The organism is Streptacidiphilus jiangxiensis, from assembly GCF_900109465.1.
GTDB lineage: Bacteria > Actinomycetota > Actinomycetes > Streptomycetales > Streptomycetaceae > Streptacidiphilus > Streptacidiphilus jiangxiensis.
In genome coordinates this window covers 288,551-313,494 of record NZ_FOAZ01000001.1, presented here as the reverse complement: position 1 = coordinate 313,494, position 24,944 = coordinate 288,551, and the positions used below count along the sequence as shown (strand labels likewise).

Annotated in this window: 25 protein-coding genes; 11 read left to right on the top strand and 14 right to left on the bottom strand. The window is 70.8% G+C overall.

Annotation, left to right across the window (positions count from 1 at the left end; all coding sequences use genetic code 11):
• Positions 1-3 precede the first annotated feature (3 nt).
• Positions 4-1,545, bottom strand: a complete 1,542-nt coding sequence (locus tag BMY61_RS01410; RefSeq protein ID WP_042442178.1) for a flavin-containing monooxygenase — start codon at positions 1,543-1,545, stop codon at positions 4-6.
• Between the two features lie 124 nt (positions 1,546-1,669).
• Here BMY61_RS01410 and BMY61_RS01405 point away from each other — a divergent pair, with 124 nt between their 5' ends.
• From BMY61_RS01405 to BMY61_RS01395, 3 genes are read left to right on the top strand one after another with little or no spacing between them, the layout of a single operon-like run.
• Positions 1,670-2,026, top strand: coding sequence for a YciI family protein (locus tag BMY61_RS01405; protein ID WP_042442177.1), 357 nt, complete (start codon positions 1,670-1,672; stop codon positions 2,024-2,026).
• Between the two features lie 26 nt (positions 2,027-2,052).
• Positions 2,053-3,459, top strand: a complete 1,407-nt coding sequence (locus BMY61_RS01400) for an RNA polymerase sigma factor (protein WP_082014694.1) — start codon at positions 2,053-2,055, stop codon at positions 3,457-3,459.
• Between the two features lie 38 nt (positions 3,460-3,497).
• Positions 3,498-3,788, top strand: coding sequence for a hypothetical protein (locus tag BMY61_RS01395; RefSeq protein WP_052438299.1), 291 nt, complete (start codon positions 3,498-3,500; stop codon positions 3,786-3,788).
• Positions 3,789-3,835: 47 nt separating this feature from the next.
• On the opposite strand, the gene BMY61_RS01390 is transcribed toward BMY61_RS01395, so the two are convergent.
• Positions 3,836-4,849: an aldo/keto reductase gene (locus BMY61_RS01390; RefSeq protein ID WP_042442175.1), complete on the bottom strand. Its 1,014-nt coding sequence runs from the start codon at positions 4,847-4,849 to the stop codon at positions 3,836-3,838.
• An 84-nt stretch (positions 4,850-4,933) separates the two neighbouring features.
• Here BMY61_RS01390 and gad point away from each other — a divergent pair, with 84 nt between their 5' ends.
• Complete coding sequence (gene gad, locus BMY61_RS01385; protein ID WP_042442458.1) at positions 4,934-6,343, top strand: glutamate decarboxylase; 1,410 nt, start codon at positions 4,934-4,936, stop codon at positions 6,341-6,343.
• A gap of 57 nt (positions 6,344-6,400) precedes the next feature.
• On the opposite strand, the gene BMY61_RS01380 is transcribed toward gad, so the two are convergent.
• From BMY61_RS01380 to mca, 4 genes are all read right to left on the bottom strand, one after another.
• On the bottom strand, positions 6,401-7,846 hold the full coding sequence (locus BMY61_RS01380) for a NarK family nitrate/nitrite MFS transporter (protein ID WP_082014693.1): 1,446 nt from the start codon (positions 7,844-7,846) through the stop codon (positions 6,401-6,403).
• Between the two features lie 71 nt (positions 7,847-7,917).
• Positions 7,918-9,033 carry a Nickel transporter NicT gene (nicT, locus tag BMY61_RS01375; RefSeq protein ID WP_174514460.1) on the bottom strand — a complete coding sequence of 372 codons (1,116 nt, stop codon included), beginning with the start codon at positions 9,031-9,033 and terminating at the stop codon, positions 7,918-7,920.
• Between the two features lie 92 nt (positions 9,034-9,125).
• Complete coding sequence (locus tag BMY61_RS01370; RefSeq protein ID WP_425314654.1) at positions 9,126-9,329, bottom strand: hypothetical protein; 204 nt, start codon at positions 9,327-9,329, stop codon at positions 9,126-9,128.
• 12 nt (positions 9,330-9,341) lie between these two features.
• A complete protein-coding gene (gene mca, locus BMY61_RS01365; protein ID WP_042442173.1) occupies positions 9,342-10,238 on the bottom strand; it encodes a mycothiol conjugate amidase Mca in 897 nt (298 codons plus the stop codon).
• 106 nt (positions 10,239-10,344) lie between these two features.
• Here mca and BMY61_RS01360 point away from each other — a divergent pair, with 106 nt between their 5' ends.
• Entirely contained in the window at positions 10,345-10,773 is a 429-nt protein-coding gene (locus tag BMY61_RS01360) for a DUF4307 domain-containing protein (RefSeq protein ID WP_042442172.1), read from the top strand.
• Between the two features lie 106 nt (positions 10,774-10,879).
• Positions 10,880-11,377, top strand: a complete 498-nt coding sequence (greA, locus tag BMY61_RS01355; RefSeq protein WP_042442171.1) for a transcription elongation factor GreA — start codon at positions 10,880-10,882, stop codon at positions 11,375-11,377.
• 42 nt (positions 11,378-11,419) lie between these two features.
• Here greA and BMY61_RS01350 read toward each other — a convergent pair whose 3' ends face one another.
• The 3 genes from BMY61_RS01350 to ilvA form a co-directional block, all read right to left on the bottom strand.
• Positions 11,420-12,268: an ABC transporter permease gene (locus BMY61_RS01350; protein WP_042442169.1), complete on the bottom strand. Its 849-nt coding sequence runs from the start codon at positions 12,266-12,268 to the stop codon at positions 11,420-11,422.
• Positions 12,265-13,308 carry a daunorubicin resistance protein DrrA family ABC transporter ATP-binding protein gene (locus tag BMY61_RS01345; RefSeq protein ID WP_042442167.1) on the bottom strand — a complete coding sequence of 348 codons (1,044 nt, stop codon included), beginning with the start codon at positions 13,306-13,308 and terminating at the stop codon, positions 12,265-12,267. The genes BMY61_RS01350 and BMY61_RS01345 overlap by 4 nt, the downstream gene beginning before the upstream one ends.
• Before the next feature lie 170 nt (positions 13,309-13,478).
• On the bottom strand, positions 13,479-14,696 hold the full coding sequence (gene ilvA, locus BMY61_RS01340; protein ID WP_042442166.1) for a threonine ammonia-lyase: 1,218 nt from the start codon (positions 14,694-14,696) through the stop codon (positions 13,479-13,481).
• Between the two features lie 71 nt (positions 14,697-14,767).
• On the opposite strand from ilvA, the gene BMY61_RS01335 reads away from it, so the two are divergent.
• Positions 14,768-15,238 carry a MarR family winged helix-turn-helix transcriptional regulator gene (locus BMY61_RS01335; RefSeq protein ID WP_042442452.1) on the top strand — a complete coding sequence of 157 codons (471 nt, stop codon included), beginning with the start codon at positions 14,768-14,770 and terminating at the stop codon, positions 15,236-15,238.
• A 40-nt stretch (positions 15,239-15,278) separates the two neighbouring features.
• On the opposite strand, the gene BMY61_RS01330 is transcribed toward BMY61_RS01335, so the two are convergent.
• A complete protein-coding gene (locus BMY61_RS01330; RefSeq protein ID WP_042442451.1) occupies positions 15,279-16,436 on the bottom strand; it encodes a cystathionine gamma-synthase in 1,158 nt (385 codons plus the stop codon).
• 80 nt (positions 16,437-16,516) lie between these two features.
• Positions 16,517-17,053 (bottom strand): HAD domain-containing protein, encoded by a 537-nt coding sequence (locus BMY61_RS01325; protein WP_042442165.1) that lies wholly within the window; start codon positions 17,051-17,053, stop codon positions 16,517-16,519.
• Positions 17,054-17,124: 71 nt separating this feature from the next.
• On the opposite strand from BMY61_RS01325, the gene BMY61_RS01320 reads away from it, so the two are divergent.
• The gene (locus BMY61_RS01320; protein WP_042442163.1) at positions 17,125-18,159 is read left to right on the top strand and encodes a DUF4190 domain-containing protein; all 1,035 of its coding nucleotides are present in this window, start codon (positions 17,125-17,127) and stop codon (positions 18,157-18,159) included.
• Between the two features lie 64 nt (positions 18,160-18,223).
• Here the strand turns inward: BMY61_RS01320 and BMY61_RS01315 are convergent, their stop codons facing one another.
• Entirely contained in the window at positions 18,224-19,435 is a 1,212-nt protein-coding gene (locus tag BMY61_RS01315; RefSeq protein WP_042442161.1) for a L,D-transpeptidase, read from the bottom strand.
• Positions 19,436-19,565: 130 nt separating this feature from the next.
• The gene (locus BMY61_RS01310) at positions 19,566-19,889 is read right to left on the bottom strand and encodes a hypothetical protein (protein ID WP_042442159.1); all 324 of its coding nucleotides are present in this window, start codon (positions 19,887-19,889) and stop codon (positions 19,566-19,568) included.
• 94 nt (positions 19,890-19,983) lie between these two features.
• On the opposite strand from BMY61_RS01310, the gene BMY61_RS01305 reads away from it, so the two are divergent.
• Entirely contained in the window at positions 19,984-20,235 is a 252-nt protein-coding gene (locus BMY61_RS01305) for a hypothetical protein (RefSeq protein WP_042442157.1), read from the top strand.
• Between the two features lie 431 nt (positions 20,236-20,666).
• On the opposite strand, the gene BMY61_RS01300 is transcribed toward BMY61_RS01305, so the two are convergent.
• Complete coding sequence (locus BMY61_RS01300; RefSeq protein WP_042442156.1) at positions 20,667-22,058, bottom strand: cystathionine beta-synthase; 1,392 nt, start codon at positions 22,056-22,058, stop codon at positions 20,667-20,669.
• A gap of 395 nt (positions 22,059-22,453) precedes the next feature.
• On the opposite strand from BMY61_RS01300, the gene BMY61_RS01295 reads away from it, so the two are divergent.
• Positions 22,454-23,515: an SGNH/GDSL hydrolase family protein gene (locus tag BMY61_RS01295; protein ID WP_063773164.1), complete on the top strand. Its 1,062-nt coding sequence runs from the start codon at positions 22,454-22,456 to the stop codon at positions 23,513-23,515.
• A gap of 123 nt (positions 23,516-23,638) precedes the next feature.
• Positions 23,639-24,859 (top strand): acetyl-CoA C-acetyltransferase, encoded by a 1,221-nt coding sequence (locus tag BMY61_RS01290; protein ID WP_042442154.1) that lies wholly within the window; start codon positions 23,639-23,641, stop codon positions 24,857-24,859.
• Positions 24,860-24,944 lie beyond the last annotated feature (85 nt).

Here is a 24,944-nt window from a genome sequence, read left to right as displayed (position 1 = left end):
CCTTCATCCTGGCACCGACGTGCGCCCCGATGCGTGCTCCGAGGTGCGGTCCGGTGCGGCGGCGCGGTGGACGGACGCCCGAGCGGTCGGGACGAGGGTGCGGTCGAGGCGGGTGCGGAGGGTGGTGGCGGCGTCGAGGAGGTAGTTCTGGCGGACCTGCCAGGGGCGGCGGTCGCCCTGGCGGGGGAAGGCGGCGACGGAGCGGCGGACGTAGCCGGAGGCGAGGTCGAGGAGGGGGCGTTCGGCCAGCGGGCGGTCCGGGCGGGGGACGACGGCGGCGTAGTCGTGGCGGGACATGTGGTTGAGCACCTTGCAGACCAGCCGGGAGGTGAGGTCGGCACGCAGGGTCCAGGAGGCGTTGGTGTAGCCGATGCAGAGGGCGAAGTTCGGCAGGCCCGTGATCATCGCCCCGTTCCAGACGAACTGCCGCGCCAGGTCCACGGCTTCGCCGTCCACCGAGGCCGAGACACCGCCGAGCGCCAGGAGTCGCAGGCCCGTCGCGGTGACGACGACGTCCGCCTCCAGCACCTCGCCGGACCGCAGCCGGACGCCCTCGGGCACGAAGGAGTCGATGTGGTCGGTGACGATCGACGCCCGCCCTGCGCGCAGCGCCTTGAACAGGTCCGCGTCCGGGACGGCGCACAGGCGTTGGTCCCACGGGTCGTAACTCGGCGTCAGGTGCGCGTGCACCATCGCCTCGTCCCGCAGGATCCGGGTGTTCAGCCCGGTCAGCAGCTTGCGGGCGGCCTCGGGGCGGCGGCGGCAGAACTGGTAGAAGCCGACCGTGAAGAGGATGTTCTTGGTCCGCGCGAGCCGGTGGGCGGCGCGCTGGGGCAGCACCGCGCGCAACCAGTCGGCGATCCTGTCGCGGCCCGGGACGACGCCGATCCAGGTCGGGGTCCGCTGCAGCATGGTGACGTGCGCGGCGCGGTCGGCCATGGCCGGGACGAGCGTCACCGCCGTCGCGCCGCTGCCGATGACCACGACGCGCTGGCCCGTGTAGTCGAGGTCCTCGGGCCAGAACTGCGGGTGCACGATCCGGCCCGCGAAGGTCTCGGCGCCCTCGAACGCGGGGGCATGGCCCTGGTCGTAGTCGTAGTAGCCCGCGCACGAGTACAGGAAGTCGCAGGTCATCGTGGAGTCGGTGACGACCTCGCCCTCGGTCCGGCGCAGCGTGAGCGTCCAGCGGGCCTCGGTCGTCGACCAGTCGGCGGCGACGACCTTCGTGCCGTAGCGGATGTGCCGGTCGACGCCGTGCTCACGCGCGGTGTCCCGCAGGTAGGCCAGGATCGACGGGCCGTCCACGAGCGACTTCTCCCCCAGCCAGGGCCGGAACGGGAAGCCGAGGGTGAACATGTCCGAGTCCGAGCGGACGCCGGGGTAGCGGAACAGGTCCCAGGTCCCGCCGAGCGCCTCACGCGCCTCCAGGATCAGGTAGGAGCGGTCGGGGCACTCGGTCTGCAGCCGGCAGCCGGCGCCGATCCCGGAGAGGCCCGCGCCGACCACCACCACGTCCACGTGCTCGCTGCCGCCTGCGTTCGTCATGGCTCCAGTGTGGGGCTGTGAACAGAGCGGTCCGAAATTTCTTCTGCGCAGGTGTCGATTCCGGGTCGCACCGGACGACGCGTTCACAGAAGGTCGATCCAGACAGTCCCGAAAGGACAACGCCATGCGTTTCATGATGCTGCTCCGCCTCGACCCCGCCACGCTTCCGGAGGCCGGGCCCGACGAGAAGCTGATGCAGGAGATGGGTGAGCTGATCACCGACATGACGAAGGCGGGCGTGCTCGTCGACACCGGCGGCCTGCGCCCGCTGGACGAGTCGGTCCGCATCCGGCAGACCGGCGGCACGCAGACCGTCGTCGACGGCCCGTTCGCGGAGGCCAAGGAGTTCATCGGCGGCTACTGCATGCTGGACGTCGCCGACCAGGCCGAGGCGAAGAGCTGGGCCGCGCGCTTCCTCGCCCTGCACGGCCCGGAGTGGGACATCGAGGCCGAGATCCGCCAGGTCGAGTCCCCGGAGTAGTCCTGTCCGTGCTGTCATTGGTACCCGTGGCGGAGAACGAGACCACCGACACGGGTACCGACCCGAGCGACCCCGATCCTGCACGGGCCGCCGCTGATCCTGCACGGGCCGCCACTGATCCTGCGCGGGCCGCCGCGCAGGCGCGCGCGGCCGTCGAGGCCGTGTGGCGGATCGAGGCGCCGCGCCTGGTCGCGGCGCTGACCCGGCTGGTCCGGGATCTCGACATCGCCGAGGAGCTGGCGCAGGACGCCCTCGTCGCCGCCCTGGAGCAGTGGCCGGTCGAGGGCGTGCCGCGCAACCCCGGCGCCTGGCTGACGACCATCGCCAAGCGGCGCGCCATCGACGGGATCCGACGCAACGAGCGACTGGCGCAGAAACTGCGGTTGCTCGGCCACGAGCAGGAGATCGCCCAGCAGTTGCAGAGCTGGGAACCGGAGTCGGCGGACCCGAGCGAGATCCAGGACGACCTGCTGCGGCTGGTCTTCACCGCCTGCCATCCGGTGCTCGGTCGTGAGGCCAGGGTCGCGCTGACGCTGCGCCTGCTCGGCGGGCTGACCACCGAGGAGATCGCCCGCGCCTTCCTGGTGCCGGAGCCGACCGTCGCCCAGCGCATCGTGCGCGCCAAGCGCACCATCGCCGCCAAGCAGGTGCCGTTCGAGGTGCCGCAGGGCCCGGAGCTGCGGGAGCGGCTGGCCTCCGTGCTGGAGGTGGTCTACCTGGTCTTCAACGAGGGCTACTCCGCCACCGCCGGGGCGGACTGGATGCGGCCCGCCCTGTGCGAGGACGCGCTGCGGCTCGCCCGCGTCCTGCAGGGCCTGCTGCCGGACGAGCCCGAGGTGCACGGCCTGGCCGCGCTGCTGGAGCTGCAGGCCTCCCGGTCGCGCGCCCGGGTGGACGCGGCAGGCGCGCCGGTGCTGCTGCTCGACCAGGACCGCACCCGCTGGGACCGGCTGCTCGTACGCCGCGGCTTCGCGGCGCTCGCCCGTGCCGACGACCGGGCTCGTGCCGGCGGCGAGCGGCCCGGACCGTACGCGCTGCAGGCGGCGATCGCCGCCTGTCACGCGACCGCGCCCACCGCGGAGGCCACCGACTGGCAGGCGATCGCCCGCCTGTACGCGGCCCTCGCCGTGCTGACCGGCTCCCCGGTCGTCGAGGTGAACCGGGCAGTGGCGGTGGGCATGGCCGACGGGCCGGAGGCCGGCCTCGCGGTGCTGGACGCGGTGGCCGCCGCGCCCGCGCTGCGCGACTACCACCTGCTCCCGAGCGTCCGCGGCGACCTGCTGGCCCGGCTCGGCCGCGACGCGGAGGCCCGCACGGAGTTCGCCCGCGCCGCCGACCTGACCCGCAACGAGGCCGAACGCGCTCTGCTGCGCGACCGGGCCGCGGAGCTGGGCGTGCGGCACCCCGAGGGCGGGGCGAGGATGGAGTCCTAGGCCCACCGACGAAAGGGTGGCACCGAATGCGCATGCTCATGACGATCCGCCTCGACAACGACAAAGCCAGTCAGGCGGTCAGCGACAAACGCTTGGCCGAGTTCATGCAGACCAATCTCGGCCGACTCCAACCCGAAGCCGCCTACTTCTCCACCGTGAACGGACAGCGAGGCGGCTTCGTCGTCTTCGACATGAAAGAGCCCGCCCAGATGCCGTCGATCGCCGAGCCGTTCTTCCAGGAGCTCGGCGCCGAAGTGACCTTCACCCCGGTCATGGTCCCCGAGGACATCGGTCGCGGTCTCGACCCCGGCTACACGCCGCCGTCCTGACCCCCGCAGCCCAGGTCGACGCAGCGACCTGGGCTCTGTTGCGCGGATCACCAGGCGAACGCCTCCGGGGCCGGGCCGGGGCCGGGGAAGATCTCGTCGAGGTCGGCCAGGAGCTGCTCCGGCAGCACCAGCTCCACCGCGCGCAGCGCGGAGTCGAGCTGGTCGCGGGTGCGCGGGCCGACGATCGGGCCGGTCACGCCGGGACGGGTGAGCAGCCACGCCAGCGCCACCTCGCCCGGTTCCAGACCGTGCTTGGCGACCAGGTCCTCGTAGGCCTGCACCTTCGCCCGGAGCACCGGGTCACCGAGGCCGGCGGCCGAACGGCCCGACGTGGTGCGGTTCCCGGCGGAGCCCTCCGCCTGCTTGCGCAGCGCGCCGCCGAGCAGGCCCTGGTGCAGCGGCGACCAGGGGATGACCCCGAGCCCGTACTCCTGCGCCGCCGGAATCACCTCCAGCTCCGCGCGTCGCTCTGCCAGGTTGTAGAGGCACTGTTCGCTGACCAGGCCGAGGCCCAGACGCCCGCGCCGGGCGGTCTCGCTCGCCTGGGCGATCTTGTAGCCGGGGAAGTTGGACGAGCCCGCGTAGAGGATCTTGCCCTGCTGGATCAGGACGTCCACGGCCTGCCAGATCTCCTCGAACGAGGTGTTCCGGTCGACGTGGTGGAACTGGTAGACGTCGATGTGGTCCGTGCCGAGCCGCCGCAGGCTCGCCTCGACGGCACGGCGGATGTTCACCGCGGAGAGCCGGTCGTAGTTCGGCCAGGACCCGTCGACGATGCCCTCGCCGTTGATCATGTTGCCGTAGACCTTGGTGGCCAGCACGACCTTCTCGCGCCGGCCGCCGCCCTTGCCGAACCAGGAGCCGAGGATCTCCTCGGTCAGGCCCTTGTGCTCGGTCAGGCCGTAGATGTTGGCCGTGTCGAAGAAGTTGACCCCCGCGTCGAGCGCGGCGTCCATCAGGTCGTGGCTGGTGGCCTCGTCGGTCTGCGGGCCGAAGTTCATCGTGCCGAGGACCAGTCGACCGACCCTGACCCCGGTGTGTCCGAGCTGCGTGTACTCCATGCCCCCATCCAACGCCCTTCGAGCGCGCTCGAAGCAAGTGGTTCCGAGCGGCGGCGCGCACATCCCGCGCTTAGGGTGGACGACATGGCGCTGCATCAGGGACAGGACAAGCAACACCCACTGGACCTCCCGCGGGTGACCGGTGTGGAGGACCTCCTCAACGGGATGGAGCAGGCGGTCCCGAAGAACCAGATCCCGCCGGGCCCGCTCCCGGCCGCGATCACCCACCAGCTGATCCGCGACGAGCTCCTGCTCGACGGCAACGCGCGGCTCAACCTCGCCACCTTCGTGACCACCTGGATGGACCCGCAGGTGACCGAGCTCATCGGCGAGTGCCTCGACAAGAACATGATCGACAAGGACGAGTACCCCCAGACGGCCGAGTTCGAGCGCCGCTGTGTGAACATCCTCGCCGACCTGTGGCACGCGCCGGACCCGACCCAGGCCGTGGGCTGCTCCACCACAGGCTCCAGCGAGGCCTGCATGCTGGCCGGAATGGCCCTCAAGCGTCGCTGGATGCAGCGCAACCGGGAGAAGTACGACAACGGCACCGCCCGACCCAACCTGGTGATGGGCGCCAACGTCCAGGTCTGCTGGGAGAAGTTCTGCAACTTCTGGGAGGTCGAGTGCCGCCTGGCCCCCATGGAGGGCGACCGCTTCCACCTCGACGCGGAGTCCGCGCTGGCCCTGGTCGACGAGAACACCATCGGTGTCGTCGCCGTGCTCGGGTCGACCTTCGACGGCAGCTTCGAGCCGGTCAAGGAGATCTGCGACGCGCTGGACGCGCTGCAGGGGCGCACCGGTCTGAACGTCCCCGTCCACGTCGACGGCGCCTCCGGCGGCATGATCGCGCCGTTCCTCGACCCGGACCTGCTCTGGGACTTCCGTCTGCCGCGCGTCGCGTCGATCAACACCTCGGGCCACAAGTACGGCCTGGTCTACCCCGGTGTCGGCTGGGCGCTGTGGCGTGACGCGGAGGCGCTGCCGGAGGAACTGGTCTTCCGGGTCAACTACCTCGGCGGCAACATGCCGACCTTCGCCCTGAACTTCTCGCGCCCCGGCGCCCAGGTGATCGCCCAGTACTACAACTTCCTCCGTCTGGGCCGCGCCGGCTACACCGCCGTCCAGCAGGCGAGCCGCGACGTCGCCATCCGGTTGGCCGAGGGCATCGCCGGCCTCGGACCCTTCCGACTGCTGACGCGCGGCGACGAGCTACCGGTCTTCGCCTTCACCACGGCGGACGACGTGACGTCCTTCGACGTCTTCGACGTCTCCCGCAGGCTCCGCGAACGCGGCTGGCTCGTCCCGGCGTACACCTTCCCGGAGAACCGGACCGATCTGGCGGTGATCCGGATCGTCATCCGCAACGGGTTCACCCTCGACCTGGCCGACATGCTCCTGAACGACCTGGCCCGGCTCATTCCCGAGCTCCAGGCCCAACCGAGCCCCGGAACCGAGCACGGCGTCCAGCCCAGGAGTGGCTTCCACCACTGAGTGTTCAGGGGCGTGGGGCTCGGACGCTGTGCGTCCGAGCCCCACGCCCCTGACGGCTCAGCTCGGGTCGGGAGCGCCACGACGTGCGTAGCGGAGCCAGCAGATCGCCAGGCAGCTCGCGTAGAACGCGACGAAGCTCCACAACGCGCTCGTCACCGAGAAGTTCGCGAACATCGCCGGGATGAAGAAGAACCCGTACGCCGCGATCGCCGACGAGAAGCCCGTCACCGCGCCCGACTCCATCTCCGCCTGCCGCAGGGCCGCGGCCTGCGCCGCCTCGTCCTGCCCCCGCACCGCGCGCAGCGCGCGGTTGCGGAAGATCACCGGGATCTGCTGGAACGTCGAGCCGTTGCCCAGGCCCGAGAACGAGAACGCGCACAGGAAGGCGATCAGGAAACCCCAGAAGTTGCCCTGGGAGCCGCCGGACGGCAGGAAGGCGATGACCGCCACGATCGACGCCGCCATGCCGGCGAACGAGATCAGGGTGACCTTCGCGCCGCCGATGCGGTCCGCCAGCCAGCCGCCGCCCCAGCGGGTGAGCGCGCCGCAGAGCGGGCCGAGCCAGGCGTAGGTCGTGGCCGAGTAGGCCGGGTCGATCGGGGTGAAGGTGGTCTTGATCAGCAGCGGCAGGGCCGCGGCGAAGCCGATGAACGAGCCGAAGGTGCCGACGTAGAGCCAGGTCATCAACCAGGTGTTGGAGCGCTTGAAGACCACCCGCTGCTTGCGGAACGGCGCGGCCGAGGCCTTCAGGTCGTTCATCAGGAACCAGGCCAGCCCGGCCATCACCAGCAGCAGCGGGATCCACAGGAACGCGCCGTTCTGCAGCCAGACCTGACCACCGCCGGCCTTCTTGACCTGCGGCCCACCGGCGGGCGCCAGCAGCACCCCCGCCGTGACGACCAGCGGAGCGACCAGCTGGACCACCGACACGCCCAGGTTGCCGAGCCCGCCGTTGATGCCGAGCGCGTTGCCCTTGAGGCGCTTGGGGTAGAAGAAGCCGATGTTGACCATCGACGAGGCGAAGTTGGCGCCACCCATACCGCACAGCGCGGCAATGAGCAGCATCACCCAGTAGGGCGTCGAGGTGTCCTGGACGGCGAAGCCGAGCCAGAGCAGCGGCAACACCAGGACGACCGTGCTGAACGCCGTCCACCTGCGCCCGCCGACCAGCGGCATCGCGAAGGTGTAGACGATCCGCAGGGTGCCGCCGGTGATGCCGGGCACCGCGGTGAGCCAGAACAACTGCGAGGCGCTGAACGGGAAGCCGACGGCCTGGAGGTTGACCACCGTGACCGACCAGACCTGCCAGACCACGAAGCCGAGCAGCAGGGCCGGCACGGAGATCCACAGGTTCCGCGCGGCGACCCTGCGGCCGCGGGTCAGCCAGAAGGCCTCGTCCTCGGGCTTCCAGTCGGTGATGGTCCTGCCGGGTCGGTACTGGGCCTGGTCCGGTCCTGGTACGGCCTCCGGCTCTGCTGCTGTGCGCTGGCTTAGCTTCTGCATACCTCCAGGTTCACGCCGCGCCCACCGCCGAATCTGCGGTGCAACGTCCCGAACCGGGCCTGACGAAGGTCCTACTCCTCGGCGGCCGCAGCGACACCGGCGGTCGCCACGGGCGCCAACGCCCACTTCTCCTCGACCCGCCCGAAGCGCCAGTAGGCCAGCGCGCCGGCCCAGGTCACCACGAAGAGCCCGACGATCACGAACCCGATGTTGTTCAGATCGATCCCGGCGATCCAGCCGACCACACCGCCGCTGATGTCCAGCTTCTCGGCCAGCAGGCCGGTCAGCTCGATGCCGCCGATGATCACGGCCACGGCCACTGACAGCCCGGTGATCGTGATGTTGTAGAAGACCTTGCGGACCGGCTGCGAGAACGCCCACTCGTAGGCGAAGTTCATGAACGAGCCGTCGATGGTGTCCAGCAGCGACATGCCCGCCGCGAAGAGGACCGGCAGGGTCAGGATCGCGTACCAGGGCAGGGAGAAGGCGGAGGCGCCGCCCGCGAGCACCAGCAGCGAGACCTCGGTGGCCGTGTCGAACCCGAGCCCGAAGAGGAGCCCGACCGGGTACATGTGCCAGGGCTTGGTGACGGCCTTGGTGACGCGCCCGAGGATGCGGTTCATGAGACCGCGCTTGTTCAGGTGCTCCTCCAGCTCGGCCTCGTTGTAGTCGCCGCCGCGCATCTTCTTGAAGACCTTGAGGATGCCGGCCAGCGCCACCGCGTTGATCACGGCGATCAGCATCAGGAAGACACCGGAGACGGTCGTGCCGATGGTCCCGGCGACGCTCTGCAACGTGGAGGAGTCGTTCTCGACCTGGCCGGCCAGGGCCTTCACACCGAAGGAGAGCAGCAGGCAGAGGCCGAACACCACGGACGAGTGGCCGAGGGAGAACCAGAACCCGACCGAGAGCGGGCGCTTCTTCTCGCCCATCAGCTTGCGGGTGGTGTTGTCGATCGCCGCGATGTGGTCGGCGTCGAAGGCGTGGCGCATGCCGAGCGTGTAAGCGGTCACGCCGATGCCGATGCCGAAGGCCTGCGTGCCCACCTGGTAGTGGTGCGGGGCGACGATCAGCGCCAGCACGCCCCAGCCGACGACATGGAGGGCGACGACGAACGCCGCCATGCCCCCCAGCCGGGCCCACTCGCCTCGGGTCAGAGCGCCCTTGATGCGCGTGATCGTCCCCATGCCACACACCCCTCCGGTGGTTCAGCTGCCGATCCACCGTAGGGGTTGCCTCTATTTAGTTGCAAGTTATTCGCAATAGCGAGCCTATTGCACTACTGCTTGGCGTCCTCGAGCGCGGCCGGATCCGGCTCCTCCACGAAGTCGACCTTGCCGAGCGAGCGGTTCATCGCCTTGAGGATCCACCAGGTGCCGGCGCCGAGCGCGGCGAAGACCAGGAAGCCCAGGATGCCCGGCGTGACCTTGTTCTGGTCGAGCGCGAGCAGAGCGGTGGCGGCGGGGTGCATGGCAGTGTTCACGGTTCCATCGTCTCAGGAGGCGTTGGAGATCTTGGCGGCGCCCACCTGGATGCCCTGGAACAGGTCGTCCTCGGGGATGGAGGAGTCGACCAGCGAGCGCGCCAGCTCGTAGTCCTCCGTCGGCCACACGTCGCGCTGGATCTCCAGCGGCACCCGGAACCACGGCCCGTCCGGGTCGATCTGGGTGGCGTGGGCGATCAGCGCCTTGTCGCGGATCTCGAAGAAGTCACCGCAGGGCACGCGCGTGGTGATCTCCCGCGGCTTGCGCTCCGAGTCCTCCCAGCGGGCGATCCACTCCTTGTACGGGGACTCCAGGCCGCGCTCGTTCATCGCCGCGTCCAGGGCCTTGATCCGGTCCAGCGAGATGCCCTGGTTGTAGTAGAGCTTCAGCGGCTGCCACGGATCGCCCGCCTCGGGGTAGGCGTCCGGGTCACCCGCCTTGTCGAAGGCCACCATCGTGATCTTGTGGGTCATGATGTGGTCCGGGTGCGGGTAGCCGCCGTTCTCGTCGTACGTGGTGATCACGTGCGGACGGAACTCGCGAATCAGCTTGACCAGCTCGCCGGCCGCCTCCTCCACCGGCTGGAGCGCGAAGCACCCCTCCGGCAGCGGCGGCAGCGGGTCGCCCTCCGGCAGGCCGGAGTCGACGAAGCCCAGCCATGCCTGCTTGACGCCGAGGATCTCCCGCGCGGCGTCCATCTCCTTGGCGCGGACCTCGTGGATGTTCTCCTCGATCCACGGGTCGCCCTGGAGCTTGGGGTTCAGCACCGATCCGCGCTCGCCCCCCGTACATGTGGCGACGAGCACGTCCACCCCGCGGGAGACGTACATCGCCATGGTGGCCGCGCCCTTGCTGGACTCGTCGTCCGGGTGCGCGTGCACCGCCATCAGTCGCAACTGCTCAGTCACTGCCCCTGTGCCCTTCGTCTTCGGTACAGACTCCTATAGTGACGGACGGGGGCATGCCGTTGATTCCGCGATCATGAGCGGAACCCCCGAAGGAGGCCAAAGTCCGATGGCGGATACCACCCCGGACCTACGACCCGCGCCCGGCGCCGGTCCGACCCGACCGCCCGAGGGGCGCTACGGCCGCCGCGACGAGAAGAAGGCCCGGGTGCGCGGCAAGCGCGTCTACTACGCCACCGTGGGGCTCGTGGTCGCCCTCGTGGCCGCCATCGGCTACAAGTACGCCTCCGGCCAGAGCGTCAACGGCGAGCTGCAGACCTTTCAGGTGATCTCCGACCACGAGGTCAGGATCACGCTCCAGGTCAGCAAGCCCAGCGACAAGGCCGTCTCCTGCACGGTCCGCTCCCGCGACACCGACGGGAACGAGGTCGGGCGGCTCAGCGTGGAGATCCCCGCGGGGACGAGCGACGCGCAGCCCACGGTCACGCTGAGGACGACCGCCCGCGGCACCACCGGCGAGCTCGTCGGCTGCTCCTGACGACGTCAGCCCCTGACTCTTTGCGCCGGAATTGTTAGGGTAGTGGTTTCGCCCGTTCCTGCCGAGCGGGCGATGATTTGTATCCCAGTACCTACGAGGAGCACCAGTGACCCAGACCAGCGACAACGTCACCTGGCTCACCCAGGAGGCGTACAACCAGCTCCGCGCCGAGCTGGAGCACCTGTCGGGTCCCGCTCGCACCGAGATCGCGCAGAAGATCGAGCAGGCCCGTGAGGAAGGCGATCTCAAGGAGAACGCCGGCTACCACGCCGCCCGCGAGGAGCAGGGCAAGATGGAGCTGCGCATCCGCCAGCTCACCCAGCTCCTGGAGCGCGCCCAGGTCGGCGAGGCCCCCGCGGACAACGGCGTGGTCGGCCCCGGCATGACCGTCACCGTCGCCTTCGACGGCGACCTGGACGACACCATGAGCTTCCTGCTCGGCTCGCGCGAGGCCGCCTCCGGCGACATCGAGGTCTACTCCCCGCAGTCGCCGCTCGGCCGCGCCATCGTCGGCCAGAAGGTCGGGGCGGACGTGACCTACGAGCTCCCGAACGGCCGCAAGGCGAACGTGAAGATCACCGAGGCCAAGCCGTACACCGGCTGACCCTCCCCGCCACGTGTCCCGTACCGCTCCGCGACGGCCTGGTCAGGCCGTGGCGGAGCGGTACTTGCGTACGGACAGGTACGAGAAGACCGCCAGGATCAGCAGCGACCAGCCGATCGAGACCCACACCGCGTGCTCCATCGGCCACGAGTGGTTCGGGACGCCCGTCGGGTTGCCGAAGAGCTCGCGGCAGGCCTGGACCGTCGCACTGAACGGGTTCCAGTTGGCGATCGGCTGCAGCCAGCTCGGCATGCTGGACACCGGGACGAACGCGTTCGAGACGAAGGTCAGCGGGAAGAGCCAGATCAGACCGGCCGAGGTCGCCGCCTCCGGGCTGCGCACCGAGAGTCCGATCAGCGCGCCGATCCACGAGAACGCGTAGCCGAGCAGCAGCAGCAACCCGAAGGCGGCCAGCGCCTTGAGGATCCCGTTGTTGAAGCGCCAGCCCACGATGAACGCCACGATCGCCAGCACCAGCACCGTGAACGCGGTCTGCACCAGGTCCGCGACGGTCCGGCCGACCAGGACCGAGGATCGGGCCATCGGCAGCGAACGGAACCGGTCGACCAGACCCTTGGTCATGTCCTCCGCGATGCCGGCCGAGGCACCGGCCACCGCGAAGGTGACCGTCTGCGCGAAGATGCCGGCCATCAGGTACTGCTTGTAGGCGTTCTGGTCACCGCCCGGCACCTGGATGGCGCCACCCATGACGTAGGTGAACAGCAGCACGAACATGACCGGCTGCATCAGCCCGAAGACCACGATCTCGGGGATGCGGGTCATCCGACGCAGGTTGCGCTTGGCGACCACCCACGAGTCCCGCAGCATCCCGATCACGCCACCGCGGATCTGCCGCGGCGCCGCGCCGGTGGTGAGCGTCGTGGCGGTCATACCCGGGCCTTCTTCCTGTTCGCGTCGCTGCTGCTGTCGGTCCGGCTCTTCGCGCCCTGGCCGTCGGGGGCCCCCTCGTCATCCTTGTCCTCGTCGGACTCGGTCACGTGACCGGTCAGCGAGAGGAAGACGTCGTCGAGGGTGGGTCGGCGCAGGCCGATGTCGTGGATGAGCACGTCGTTCGCGTCCAGCTCGCGGATCACGTCCGCGAGCACGCGGGCCCCGCCGGTCACCGGCACCGTGATCCGGCGGGTGTGCGGCTCGACGGTCGGCTCGCCGATGGCGTACGGCGCCAGCGCGTCCACCGCCGTGGCCAGCATCGACGGGTCGGTGACGACGACCTCGACGCGCTCGCCGCCGATCTGCGCCTTGAGCTGGTCCGCGGTGCCGCGGGCGATGACCCGGCCGTGGTCGACGACGGCGATGTCGTGGGCGAGGCGGTCGGCCTCCTCCAGGTACTGCGTGGTCAGCAGCAGCGTCGTGCCCTCCGCCACCAGCTGCTCGATGACCTCCCACAGGGCCATCCGGTTGCGCGGGTCGAGGCCGGTCGTCGGCTCGTCCAGGAACATCACCGGCGGCCGCACGACCAGCGCGGCGGCGAGGTCGAGACGGCGGCGCATGCCGCCCGAGTAGGTCTTGGCGATCCGACCGGCGGCATCGGTGAGGTTGAACCACTCCAGCAGCTCCTTGGCGCGGGCCTTCGCCTCACGCGCGGACATCTGGTAGAGCTCGCCGACCATCTGCAGGTTCTCCTGCCCGGTCAGATACTCGTCGACGGCGGCGTACTGGCCGGACAGCCCGATCAGGCTGCGCACCTTGTCCGGGTGCTTCAACACGTCGACACCGGCGACGGTGGCCCTGCCGGAGTCGGGCCGCAGGAGCGTGGTGAGCACGCGCACGGTCGTGGTCTTCCCAGCCCCGTTGGGTCCGAGCAACCCCAGCACGGTGCCCTCCGGCACGTCCAGATCCACACCGTCGAGGGCCCGCACGTCCCCGAAGGTCCGCACCAGCCCCTCGGCGGAGATGGCTGCCTCGCTCATCGACTCCGTCTCCCTCCGGCGATCAACAATGCGATCTCCCCAGCCTTACCCAAGAAGGCGACGGGCGCATGTTCATTCGGAGGATCCGTCGCAACATCCAGGGACGCGCGGCGATCTTCACAATGAGCCAGTGGCAACATCCAGGGACCGAAGGCCCGCGTCCCTGACGGCTACGCCTGCGAGAGCACCGTGTAGCCCGCGTCGCGGAGTTCCGCCACGACCGCGGCGCAGTGCTCGCCGCCCTTGGTCTCCAGGTGCAGGTCGACCTCGGCCTCGCCGATGCCCAGCTTCGGGTCGGTGCGGACGTGGGCGACGTCCACCACGTTCGCGTCCGTCCGCGAGAGCACGCTGAGCAGGTCGGCCAGCGCGCCGGGGCGGTCGTTGATGCGCAGGCGGAGCGACAGGTAGCGGCCCGCGGCCGCCATGCCGTGGCGCAGCACGCGCTGCATCAGCAGCGGGTCGATGTTGCCGCCGGACAGGACCGCGACGACGGGGCCCTCGATGTCCGCGCCGTGCTCCAGCAGCGCGGCGACCGGGCTCGCGCCGGCCGGCTCGACGACCAGCTTGGCCCGCTCCAGGCAGACCAGCAGCGCCCGTGCCAACGCGTCCTCGCTGACCGTCAGCACGCCGTCGGCGAGCTGGTTGATGATCTGGAACGGCACCTCGCCGGGCCTGCGGACCTGGATGCCGTCGGCCATCGTCCCGCACTTCTCCAGCGTGACCGGGCGGCCCGCCCGCAGCGACGGGGGGTACGCGGCCGCGCCCTCGGCCTGGACGCCGAGCACCCGCACGTCCGGACGGACCTGCTTGACCGCCGCGGCCACACCCGCGAGCAGGCCGCCGCCGCCCGTGCCGACCAGGATGGTCCGCACCTCGGGGCACTGCTCCAGGATCTCCAGGCCCACGGTGCCCTGACCGGCCACCACGTCCGGGTGGTCGAAGGGGTGGATGAAGACGGCGCCCGTGGTCTCCGCGTACTGGAGCGCGGCTTCGAGCGTCGCGTCGAAGTGGTCGCCGACCAGGCGCACGTCCGCGCCGTAGTCGCGGGTCGCGGCGACCTTGGGGAGCGGCGCGGCGACGGGCATGAAGACCGTCGAACGGACGCCGAGGGTGTTCGCCGCGAGCGCCACGCCCTGGGCGTGGTTGCCCGCGCTCGCCGCGACGACTCCGGCCGCGCGCTCGGCGGGCGAGAGCCCGGCGATCCGCACGTACGCGCCGCGCAGCTTGAACGAACCGGTGCGCTGCAGGTTCTCGCACTTGAGCTGGACCGGTGCGCCGATCAGCGACGAGAGGTAGCGGCTGCTCTCCATGGGGGTGACACGGGCGAGACCCGAGAGCATCTTGTGGGCCCCTCGGACGTCGTCGAGGGTGATCGGCCAGGCGTTCATAGGGTTCAGCCTAGGCCCTGGCACGGATACGCTCGGAGAGCTCAGCCGAACGACAGATCGTGACGAAGCCGATGCCCGAGAACCGCGTGCCCGAGTCCCCTGACTCGAAGCTCTACGACCAGCTCCAGTACCAGGTCGCCATCTTCGCGCGCCGGGTCGAGCAGGCACGGATCGGCGCCCTGGGCGACCAACGGAACTCCATGGACCGGGCGGCGTTCCTGCTGCTCAACCGGCTGGACCGGACCGGCCCCGTGGGGGTGAAGGCGCTGGCCCAGGCGATGGCCATCGACTCGTCGACGGTGACCCGGCAGGTCGCCCCGCTGGTCGACTGCGGCCTGGTGGACCGGGTGCCCAACCCGGACGACGGGCGGGCCGTGTTGCTGGAGCTCTCCGAGCAGGGCCGACGGCGCCTGGAGGAGGTGCGCAGCTCCCGGCAGGAGCTGATGCGGGTACTGCTCTCGGACTGGCCGGAGGCGGAACAGGAGAGCTTCGTGGCCCTGCTGACGAAGTTCAACCACGCCATCGAGACGCACCGGCCCTGACCCGCGGGGCGGGCCGGTGCGCCTCCTGGCGGGTGTCCGGTCAGCCCAGCGCGCGCTGCAGGTCGGCCAGCAGGTCGTCGACGGACTCGATGCCGACGGAGAGGCGGACCAGGTCGCTCGGCACCTCCAGGGCGGAGCCGGCGGCCGAGGCGTGCGTCATCCGGCCCGGGTGCTCGATCAGCGACTCGACGCCACCGAGCGACTCGCCCAGGGTGAACAGCTCGGCGCGGTTGCAGACCTGCACCGCGGCCTCCTCGCCGTCACGGTGCCGGAACGACACCATGCCGCCGAAGGCGCGCATCTGCTTGGCCGCGACCTCGTGGCCCGGGTGCTCCGGCAGGCCCGGGTAGAGCACCTGGGAGATCTTCGGGTGGCCGGTCAGGAACTCGGCGATCCGGGCGGCGTTGGAGCTGTGGCGGTCCATCCGGACGCCGAGGGTCTTGATGCCGCGCATGACCAGCCAGGAGTCGAACGGCCCGGCCACGGCGCCCATCGCGTTCTGGTGGTACGCCAACTCCTCGCCCAGAGCGGCGTCGTCGGTCACCAGTGCGCCGCCGACCACGTCGGAGTGGCCGCCCATGTACTTGGTGGTCGAGTAGACGACCACGTCCGCGCCGAGCGCCAGCGGCTGCTGGAGGTAGGGACTGGCGAAGGTGTTGTCGACGACCAGCAGCGCGCCGGTGTCGTGGGAGATGTGCGCGAGCGCGGAGATGTCGGCGATGCCGAGCAGCGGGTTGCTGGGCGTCTCCGTCCAGATCACCTTGGTGTTCGGCCGCACGGCGGCGCGCACGCTCTCCGGGTCGTGGGTGTTGGCCACCGACCACTCGACGCCCCAGCGCGAGAGCACCTTGGAGAAGAGGCGGAAGGTGCCGCCGTAGGCGTCGTTGGGGATCACGATGTGGTCCCCGGGCTTGGTGACCGTGCGCAGCAGAGTGTCCTCGGCGGCCAGCCCGGAGGCGAAGGCGAGGCCTCTACGGCCACCGTCCAGCGCGGCGAGGTTCTCTTCCAGCGCGGTGCGGGTGGGGTTGGCGGAGCGGCTGTACTCGTAACCGCCGCGCAGGCCGCCGACGCCGTCCTGCTTGTAGGTGGAGACCTGGTAGATGGGGGTGACCACGGCCCCGGTCTGCGGGTCCGCCTCCTGCCCGGCGTGGATGGCCAGGGTCTCGAAGGCGTAGTGGTGGTGCTCGTGCTCGCTCATGAGGCCTGAGCGTAGTCCGCGGCCGGGGCCATTGCCCGTTCCCGCCGCCTCCGTCACTCCCAGGCGGTGGTGCGCCCGGTTCACGGCCCCGCCGGCCACCCGCGGATCTCCGCCCGGATCGCGCCGAGGTCGTCCTCCCCCAGCCCGCGCACCGGGTCGACGACGTGCAGCAACGCCGGCCCCGGGTGGTGCGCGGCGACCCAGCGGCGGTCGGCGACGCCGATCTCGTCGTCGAGCCAGACGAACGGCCGGCCCGCGGCGTGCAGGACGATCGGCTCGGTCTTCCACTGCAGCCCGGCCTGGGCGCCGCGGTCGGGGTCGTCGCGGTCCGGCTCGTCGCGGTCCGGCTCGTCGAGGACGGGCAGGGGCGGCAGGCCGAGCCGTGGGGCGAGCGACACGTTGGCCTCCTCGCCCCACGTGGTCGCCCAGACGAGTTCACAGCCGAGGGCCAGCAACCGTGCCCCCTGCGCCGGATCGGCCCGGGCAAGGAGCGGGTTGTCGGCGTCCGGCGGGGGTGCGGGCAGGAAGGTGCGGTGCCGGTGGCCGCTCGGGCCGCCGAAGGGGATCAGCACACCGTCGACGTCGAGGAAGAGCAGTCGGCTCACAGCGGGAAGTATCCCGCGGCCGGGGAAGAACCGAGGGAAGAACTGTTCGAAGCCGCGACAGCCGATCGGCTACTCTCGCGCGGGTGACCCAGACCCCGCCGCCGTCGGCCGCGTACCCCCAGCCGCCCCACGCGGGGCAGCCTCCCCGGGCGAAGCTGAGCGCGTTCGCCGTGCTCTCGCTCGTCGCCTCCGCGGTCGCGCTCGTGCCGGTGGGCGTCGTGCTGGGCATCGTCGCGCTGTTCCGGACCGCGCGGCTCGGACAGCGCGGCAAGCGGCTGGCCGTGGTCGCGCTCTCGCTCTGCGCCGCCTGGGTCGCGGCCGGCATGGTCGCGATCATCGCGAGCGCCGCGGTGATCGCCTCGCACTCCGGCGCCGTGGAACAGTTCGGCCCCGGAACCTGCTTCCAGTACCACGACGGAGTGGACGCCGCCGAGGGCGTCGACGTCATCGCCTGCTCCCAGGCGCACGACGGGGAGGTCGTCGCGCACCGCGATCTCGGCGGCTCCTATCCCGGCCAGGACGCCGCGGGCCGCGAGGCCGTGCTCGACTGCGTCGACGACTCCGCCCGCAGCCTCCCGGACGCCGGGGCCTGGGACCCGTCGGTCACCCAGCTCAAGGCCTACTTCCCGTCCCAGGACAGCTGGGACGCCGGGCTGCGCTCGGCCGTCTGCGTCCTGACGAACCGGGACCACTCGGGGTTGTGGGGCGACGCGCTCTCCGGCTCCGGCCTGACGGCGACCCAGCGGCGGGTGCTGCAGCTGACCAACGAGACGGCGCTGCTCCGGCTCAAGCTGCACGACCTCCCCGCGAGCGGCTGGCAGATCGCCGCCGCACTCGAGCAGCGGCTCGCCACCGCGGACCGCGCCGAGAGCACGGCGTTGGACGCCCTGGCTGCGTACCCGCCGGCGGACGCCGGCTCGGACGTGCCGAGCGCCCTGCACTCCCTCGCCGCCGAGGACACCACGGAGGCCTCCCAGGCGGCCGACGCGGCCTCCGCCATCACCGGCCCGGACGCGTGGCAGTCCCGGCTGGACGAGAACCACGAGACCTCCGCGTCGGCGGCCGGGGCCTACGAGATCGTGCGCAGCGCCCTGGGCCTCGCCCGCCCCGGCGGCTGACGCCGGGCTCGGGCCGGGCCCCGGGCTCGGCTCGGGCTCGGGCTCGGGCTTCAGACGCCCGTGTTCACACCGCGCTGCCGGCCTTCCAGGCCGACCAGTCCATGTTCCAGCCGTTCAGCCCGTTGGACGGATCGACCGTCCGGTCGCCGGAGTTGATCACCTGGACCACGTCGCCGACGATCGAGCTGTTGTAGAACTGCGCCGCGGGCGTGCTCGGGTCCGAGGCGCCCTGCACGTCGTGCAGACCGACGCAGCCGTGGCTGGTGTTCACGCTGCCGAAGATGCCGGAGGACCAGTAGTTCCCGTGGATGAACGTGCCCGAGTTGGTCAGCCGCTGCGCGTGCGGGACGTCGGGGATGTCGTACTCGCCCCCCAGGTTGACGGTGCGTGAGTCCATCCGGGTCTGCAGCAGCTTCTCGGAGATCACCATCTTGCCCGCCCAGGTGGTGTGCTCGGGACTGCCGCCCGAGATCGGGAAGGTCTGGGTGACCTTGCCGTCGCGGGTGACGGTGAGCTGCTTGGCCCCGAGGTCGGCGACGCTGGTCTGACTGCGGCCGATGGTGAAGGTCGCCACCTTGGCCTGGGTGCCGTAGCGGCCGGGGGCTCCTTCCACGTCCTTGAGGGCGAGGGTGAGCGTGACCTTGGTGCCGGGCTTCCAGTACTCCTGCGGGCGGAAGTCCAGCCGGGTGTCACCGAACCAGTGGCCGACGATCTCGACCGGCGGTTCGGCCGTCACGGTGATGGCCTTCTGCACGGCGGCCTTGTTGGTGATCGCGTTGTTGAAGTTGATCGAGACCGGCATGCCGACCCCGACGGTGACGCTGTCGTCGGGTGTGTACACACCGACGAAGGTCTTGGCGGGCTTGCCGGTCGTGAACGCGGACGACACGGTCGCGGTGGTCCCGGCGCTGTCCTTGGTGACCGCGGCGACCTTGTAGCCGGCGCTCGACGCGAGGGGGCTCGCACTGGTCCATCCGGTGCGGTCGGCGGAGAGCCGGCCGGTTATCTGCTTGCCGTCAGAGCCGGTCAGCGTCACCGACTCCAAGGTCCCCTGGGCGACCCGGACAGTGACCGGTGCGGCCATGTCCACGCCGGTCGCGCCGTCCTTCGGGGTGACCGTGACGGTCGCCTTCGAGGCCGCGGGTGAGGAGCCGCCGGAGGCTCCGGAGTCCTTCGAGCCGGATCCGGAGCCCGAGCAGGCCGCCAGCAGCAGCACCGGCGTCCCGACCATGCCCGCGACCACGGATCGGCGGGTCCAGTTCACTGCTGTCGCCATGTCGTCCGCTCCTGCCTTCGGGGTGTAGTGCGCTTATCACCCTAAACAGGACTGTCCATATCACCCAATTCGGACTTCTTAGGCAACATTCACCTGGCAGACGGTCAGCACGGCGCCCCCGGCGGGTGGCTCACTCCTCGCTGCCGGCCTCGAACGGCTCCCAGTCCTCGGTCTCCGCGTCGTAGTCGACGGGCTGCGTCTCCCAGCCCGCCTCGGCCAGCTCGACACCGGGGATGTTCTCCAGCATCGCGACCGGGTCGATGAAGTGCGCCACGGCGCCGCTCGGGTCGAGGTTGATCGCCTCGATCGCCTCGGCCCGCTCCTCGTCCTCCAGGTACTCGTCACCCTCGACCTGCGCCAGCGCCGCCGTCTGGAGGGCCTTCTCGTCCACGATCTCGGCGATCAGCTCGATCTGAAGCCGGATGTAACGCGGGGAGCTGCTCTCAGTAGTCATGGGGCGAGCCTATCCAAAGCTCGCGAAGGTGATTAGCATCGTCCGGACCAGCGCGAAACAGCCGTGATCACGGCCGTCGTACGTAGGAGCGCCCGTGGGTCGCCGCCATCTCACCCTGACCGCCGTCGCGGCCGGCATAGGCACCGCCCTGACCATCGCCGTCTCGCCCTATGCCTCGTCAGGCGGCTCGCCGGTCGCCCCGGTTCACACCGCCTCCACCGCGAGCGCCGTGTTCACACCGGCCGGCTCGGCCCGGACGAACGGCACGCCGTACCTGGTGGGTGGCGCCGGCTTCCTGCTGGCCGGCGCGGGCCTGGTCGTGGTCCGCCGCCGCATCGCGCTGTGAACCGCACCGCACACTGAACCGCGCCGGGCCGTGAACCGCACCGGTCCGCGAACCGCGCCGCGCAGTCAACCGCGCCGCACAGTCAACCGCGCCACGTCGTGAGCGCGTGAACCCCTGAACACCAGTAGGGCCGGCCCTGAGGGCCGGCCCTACTGTCTCCGTCCTGTTCCCCCACCCGGGAACGCGGAGCTGGTGCCGTGGGGGCGCCGCACCCCATCGTTGGACCGACAGGGGCGGGACGACGGCATCCCCACGGGCTGGACGCGGCCGGCCGGGTCAGGGCCGTCCGACGCGTCCTGGTGACTGCGGAGTCCGGGAGCCGCTCCGTTCCCCGCTGTCACCACGCTCGGCTTCTTGCCGTTGACAAGAACAATGCCGGAGCGTTGTTAACCACGTGCTGCCGGTACGTGACGTCTACGTACCGTTTGGACCTACTTACGTGACATGAAGGAGAGCAGGTCCTGACGGGTGACGATGCCCTGCGGCTTGCCCTGGACCAGCACCACCGCTGCGTCGGCCCGGCCGAGCACGGTCATCAGGCTGCTGATCGACTCCATCGAGCCGACCACCGGCAGCGGCGCCGACATGTGGGTGCCGATCGTGTCGTCCAGCGTGAAGCGCTTGGCGAACAGCCCGTCCAGCAGGTCCCGCTCGACGATGGAGCCGATCACCTCACCCGCCATCACATCGGGGTGGCCGGCGCCCGGGGAGACCACCGGCATCTGCGAGACGCCGTACTCGCGCAGGATCTGCACGGCCTCGCCGACGGTCTCGTCGGGGTGCACGTGGACGAACTGCGGGATGCCCTCGTGCTCGATGGCGTCCTTGCGGGCCAGGACGTCGCCGACGTGCGCCTCGTCGCCGCCCTCCTCCAGGAAGCCGTAGTCGCGCATCCACTCGTCGTTGAAGATCTTGCTCAGGTAGCCGCGGCCGGAGTCCGGCAGCAGCACCACGACCACGTCGTCCGGCCCGAGCCGCTTGGCGACCTCCAGCGCGGCCACCACGGCCATCCCGCAGGAGCCGCCCACCAACAGGCCCTCCTCCTTCGCCAGACGACGCGTCATCTGGAAGGAGTCCTTGTCCGACACCGGCACGATCTCGTCGGCGACGGTGCGGTCGTACGCGGTGGGCCAGAAGTCCTCACCGACGCCCTCGACCAGGTACGGACGACCGGTGCCGCCGGAGTAGACGGAGCCCTCGGGGTCCGCGCCCACGACCTTGACCCGACCCTCGGAGGCGTCCTTCAGGTAGCGGCCGGTGCCGGAGATGGTGCCACCGGTGCCGACGCCCGCCACGAAGTGGGTGATCCTGCCCTCGGTCTGCTCCCACAGCTCCGGACCGGTGGACTCGTAGTGCGAGGCCGGGTTGTTCGGGTTGGAGTACTGGTCCGGCTTCCAGGCGCCCGGCGTCTCGCGGACCAGGCGGTCGGAGACGTTGTAGTAGGAGTCCGGGTGCTCAGGGGCGACGGCGGTCGGGCAGACCACGACCTCGGCGCCGTAGGCGCGGAGCACGTTGATCTTGTCGGTGGAGACCTTGTCGGGGCAGACGAAGATGCACTTGTAGCCCTTCTGCTGGGCCACGATCGCCAGGCCGACACCGGTGTTGCCGGAGGTGGGCTCGACGATGGTCCCCCCGGGCTTCAGCGCCCCCGAGGCCTCGGCGGCCTCGATCATCTTCATCGCGATGCGGTCCTTCACCGAACCGCCGGGATTGAAGTACTCCACCTTGGCCAGGACCGTGGCGGAGATGCCTTCGGTCACCTTGTTCAGCTTGACCAGGGGGGTGTTCCCGACCAGGTCGATGATCGAGTCGTGGTACCGCAACGGGTTCCTCCGCAGTGTGGCGGTCTGACGGAAATATGCGGAGCGCACGGTTTGTCGACCCCGCGGGTGCCAGCGTAATGGGGGAGACTCGGTCCAGGCTCCGTCGTCGGGCTCCCGTCAGGCCGGGCGGGGGCGTGAGAGCGGAGCCCCGGGGCGCGGTCGAGGCCCTGGCCGCGGCGGACTCCGCGGTGCCGCGCGGGGTGGCGGGCGCGGCGGCGCGGGCGGAGACGACGGCCAGGAGGCCGAATCCGCGCGGATGCTGCGCGCACAGCCGAAACACGAGCGCGCCGTGAGACGTTACCGGGTATTGACGCAGTGATGCCGATGCTCCCGTCGCACCGGGGCCGCCACAAGCGGTACCCGACGGCGGAAGCCCAACCCACTTGGGGGTGGTCATGTCACGAGCACGAGTTGCCCGACGCATCGCCGCGGCCGCGGCCTACGGCGGTGGCGGGATCGGCCTCATCGGCGTGGGGCTCGTGGGCCTACTGCTGGCCGAGGCCAAGATCGCGGAACACCAGCTGGACACGCTGAAGGGTGAGCCGCCACGCGCGGACGGGCGCTACGGCACGGCGTTCGCCGCCGCCGACGCTCGACCGCTCCGGTTCGCCGTCCTCGGCGACTCCACCGCCGCCGGCTTCGGCGTCGACCGCGGCCGGGAGACCCCGGGCGCGCTGCTGGCCGGCGGCATCGCCTCGGTCACCGAGCGCCCCGTCGACCTCTACGTCGTCGCCGCCAACGGCGCCACCTCCGAGGACCTGGTCCGGCAGACGGAGGTCCTGCTCCAGCAGACCGGCCCCGAGGGCCCCGAGCTGGCCCTGATCATGATCGGCGCGAACGACGTCACCCAGATGACGAAACGAGCCACCGCGGTGCGGCTGCTCGGCGACACCCTGAAGCAACTGCGGACGGTCGGCGCCGAGGTGGTCGTCGCCACCTGTCCCGACCTCGGCACGATCGAACCGGTCCGCCCGCCGCTGCGCTGGCTGGCCCGCCGGGCCAGCCGCCAGCTCGCGGCCGCACAGGCGATCACCGTGGTCGAGGCGGGGGGCCGCACCGTCTCCCTGGGCGACCTGCTCGGCCGGGAGTTCCGTGGCCGCCACGAGATGTTCGCCTCCGACCGCTACCACCCCTCCGCCCAGGGCTACGCCACCGCCGCCATGGCCATGCTGCCGACCCTGTGTGCGGCGATCGGCGTCTGGCCGGAGATCCCGCACGAGCAGCGCGCCGAGGGCCTGCACTCGCTCGCCAAGGCCGCCGCGGTCGCCGCCGCCCACGGTGGCACCGAGGTCGCCCCGGCCGGCCACTGGGCCCAGCTGCTGCGCCGGGCCCGCCGTCCGCTCAGCGCCGTCGGCAACGGAGGCGGCACCGACGCGGACCGGCGGCCGACCGCCCCCGCGGCCGGGGCCGAATCGGCCGTCGACGCCGCCCTGTCTACGTCAGACAGCTCACAGTGACGGAGCACTGACGGAGCCCCTACCAGGGAGTAGCTTGCTGGCAGGCCTGTCGTCGTCCCGGCCTTCCCCCGGGCGACCGCGGGCCTGCCGTCCTCCCCTCTTCCAGCATCTCCAGGAGCCACGATGCCCGAAGCCGTTATCGTCAGCGCCGCCCGTTCGCCGATCGGCCGGGCCGGCAAGGGCTCACTCAAGGACGTCCGTCCGGACGACCTGACCACGCAGATCGTCGCCGCCGCCCTGGCCAAGGTGCCCGAGCTGGACCCGCGCGACATCGACGACCTGATGCTGGGCTGCGGCCTGCCCGGCGGCGAGGCCGGCTACAACCTCGGCCGCGTCGTGGCCGTGCAGCTGGGCATGGACCACCTGCCGGGCTGCACCATCACCCGCTACTGCTCCTCCTCGCTGCAGACCACCCGGATGGCACTGCACGCGATCAAGGCGGGCGAGGGCGACGTCTTCATCTCGGCCGGCGTCGAGACCGTCTCCCGCTACGTCAAGGGCAGCTCGGACGGCCTGCCGGACACCAAGAACCCGCTCTTCGCCGACGCCGAGGCCCGCACCGTGGCCCGCGCGGCCGGCGGCGCGGACTCCTGGCACGACCCGCGCCAGGACGGCCTGGCCCCGGACGTCTACATCGCCATGGGCCAGACCGCGGAGAACCTCGCCCAGCTCAAGGGCGTCACCCGCCGCGACATGGACGAGTTCGGTGTCCGCAGCCAGAACCTGGCCGAGAAGGCCATCGCCGAGGGCTTCTGGGCCCGCGAGATCACCCCGGTGACGACCCCCGACGGCACCGTCGTCAGCACCGACGACGGCCCGCGCGCGGGCGTCACCCTGGAGGCCGTCGAGGGCCTCAAGCCGGTCTTCCGTCCCGACGGCCTGGTCACCGCCGGCAACTGCTGCCCGCTGAACGACGGCGCGGCCGCGCTCGTCATCATGTCGGACACCAAGGCCCGCGAGCTGGGCCTGACCCCGCTGGCCCGGATCGTCTCCACCGGCGTCTCCGGCCTCTCCCCCGAGATCATGGGCCTGGGCCCGGTCGAGGCCTCCAAGCAGGCCCTGAAGCGGGCGGGTCTCTCCATCTCGGACATCGACCTGGTCGAGATCAACGAGGCCTTCGCGGCCCAGGTGATCCCGTCCTACCGCGACCTGGGCATCGACCTGGACCGCCTGAACGTCAACGGCGGCGCGATCGCGGTCGGCCACCCCTTCGGCATGACCGGCGCCCGGATCACCACCACCCTGATCAACTCGCTGCAGTGGCACGACAAGCAGTTCGGTCTGGAGACCATGTGCGTCGGCGGCGGCCAGGGCATGGCGATGGTCATCGAGCGGCTCTCATGAGAAGTTCAGGATGACCCGTTTGGTCCAATAGCAGGCGGGTAAGGGTTGGGTCACGTTCCGACGCGGCCCAACCCTCTTTCTTTAT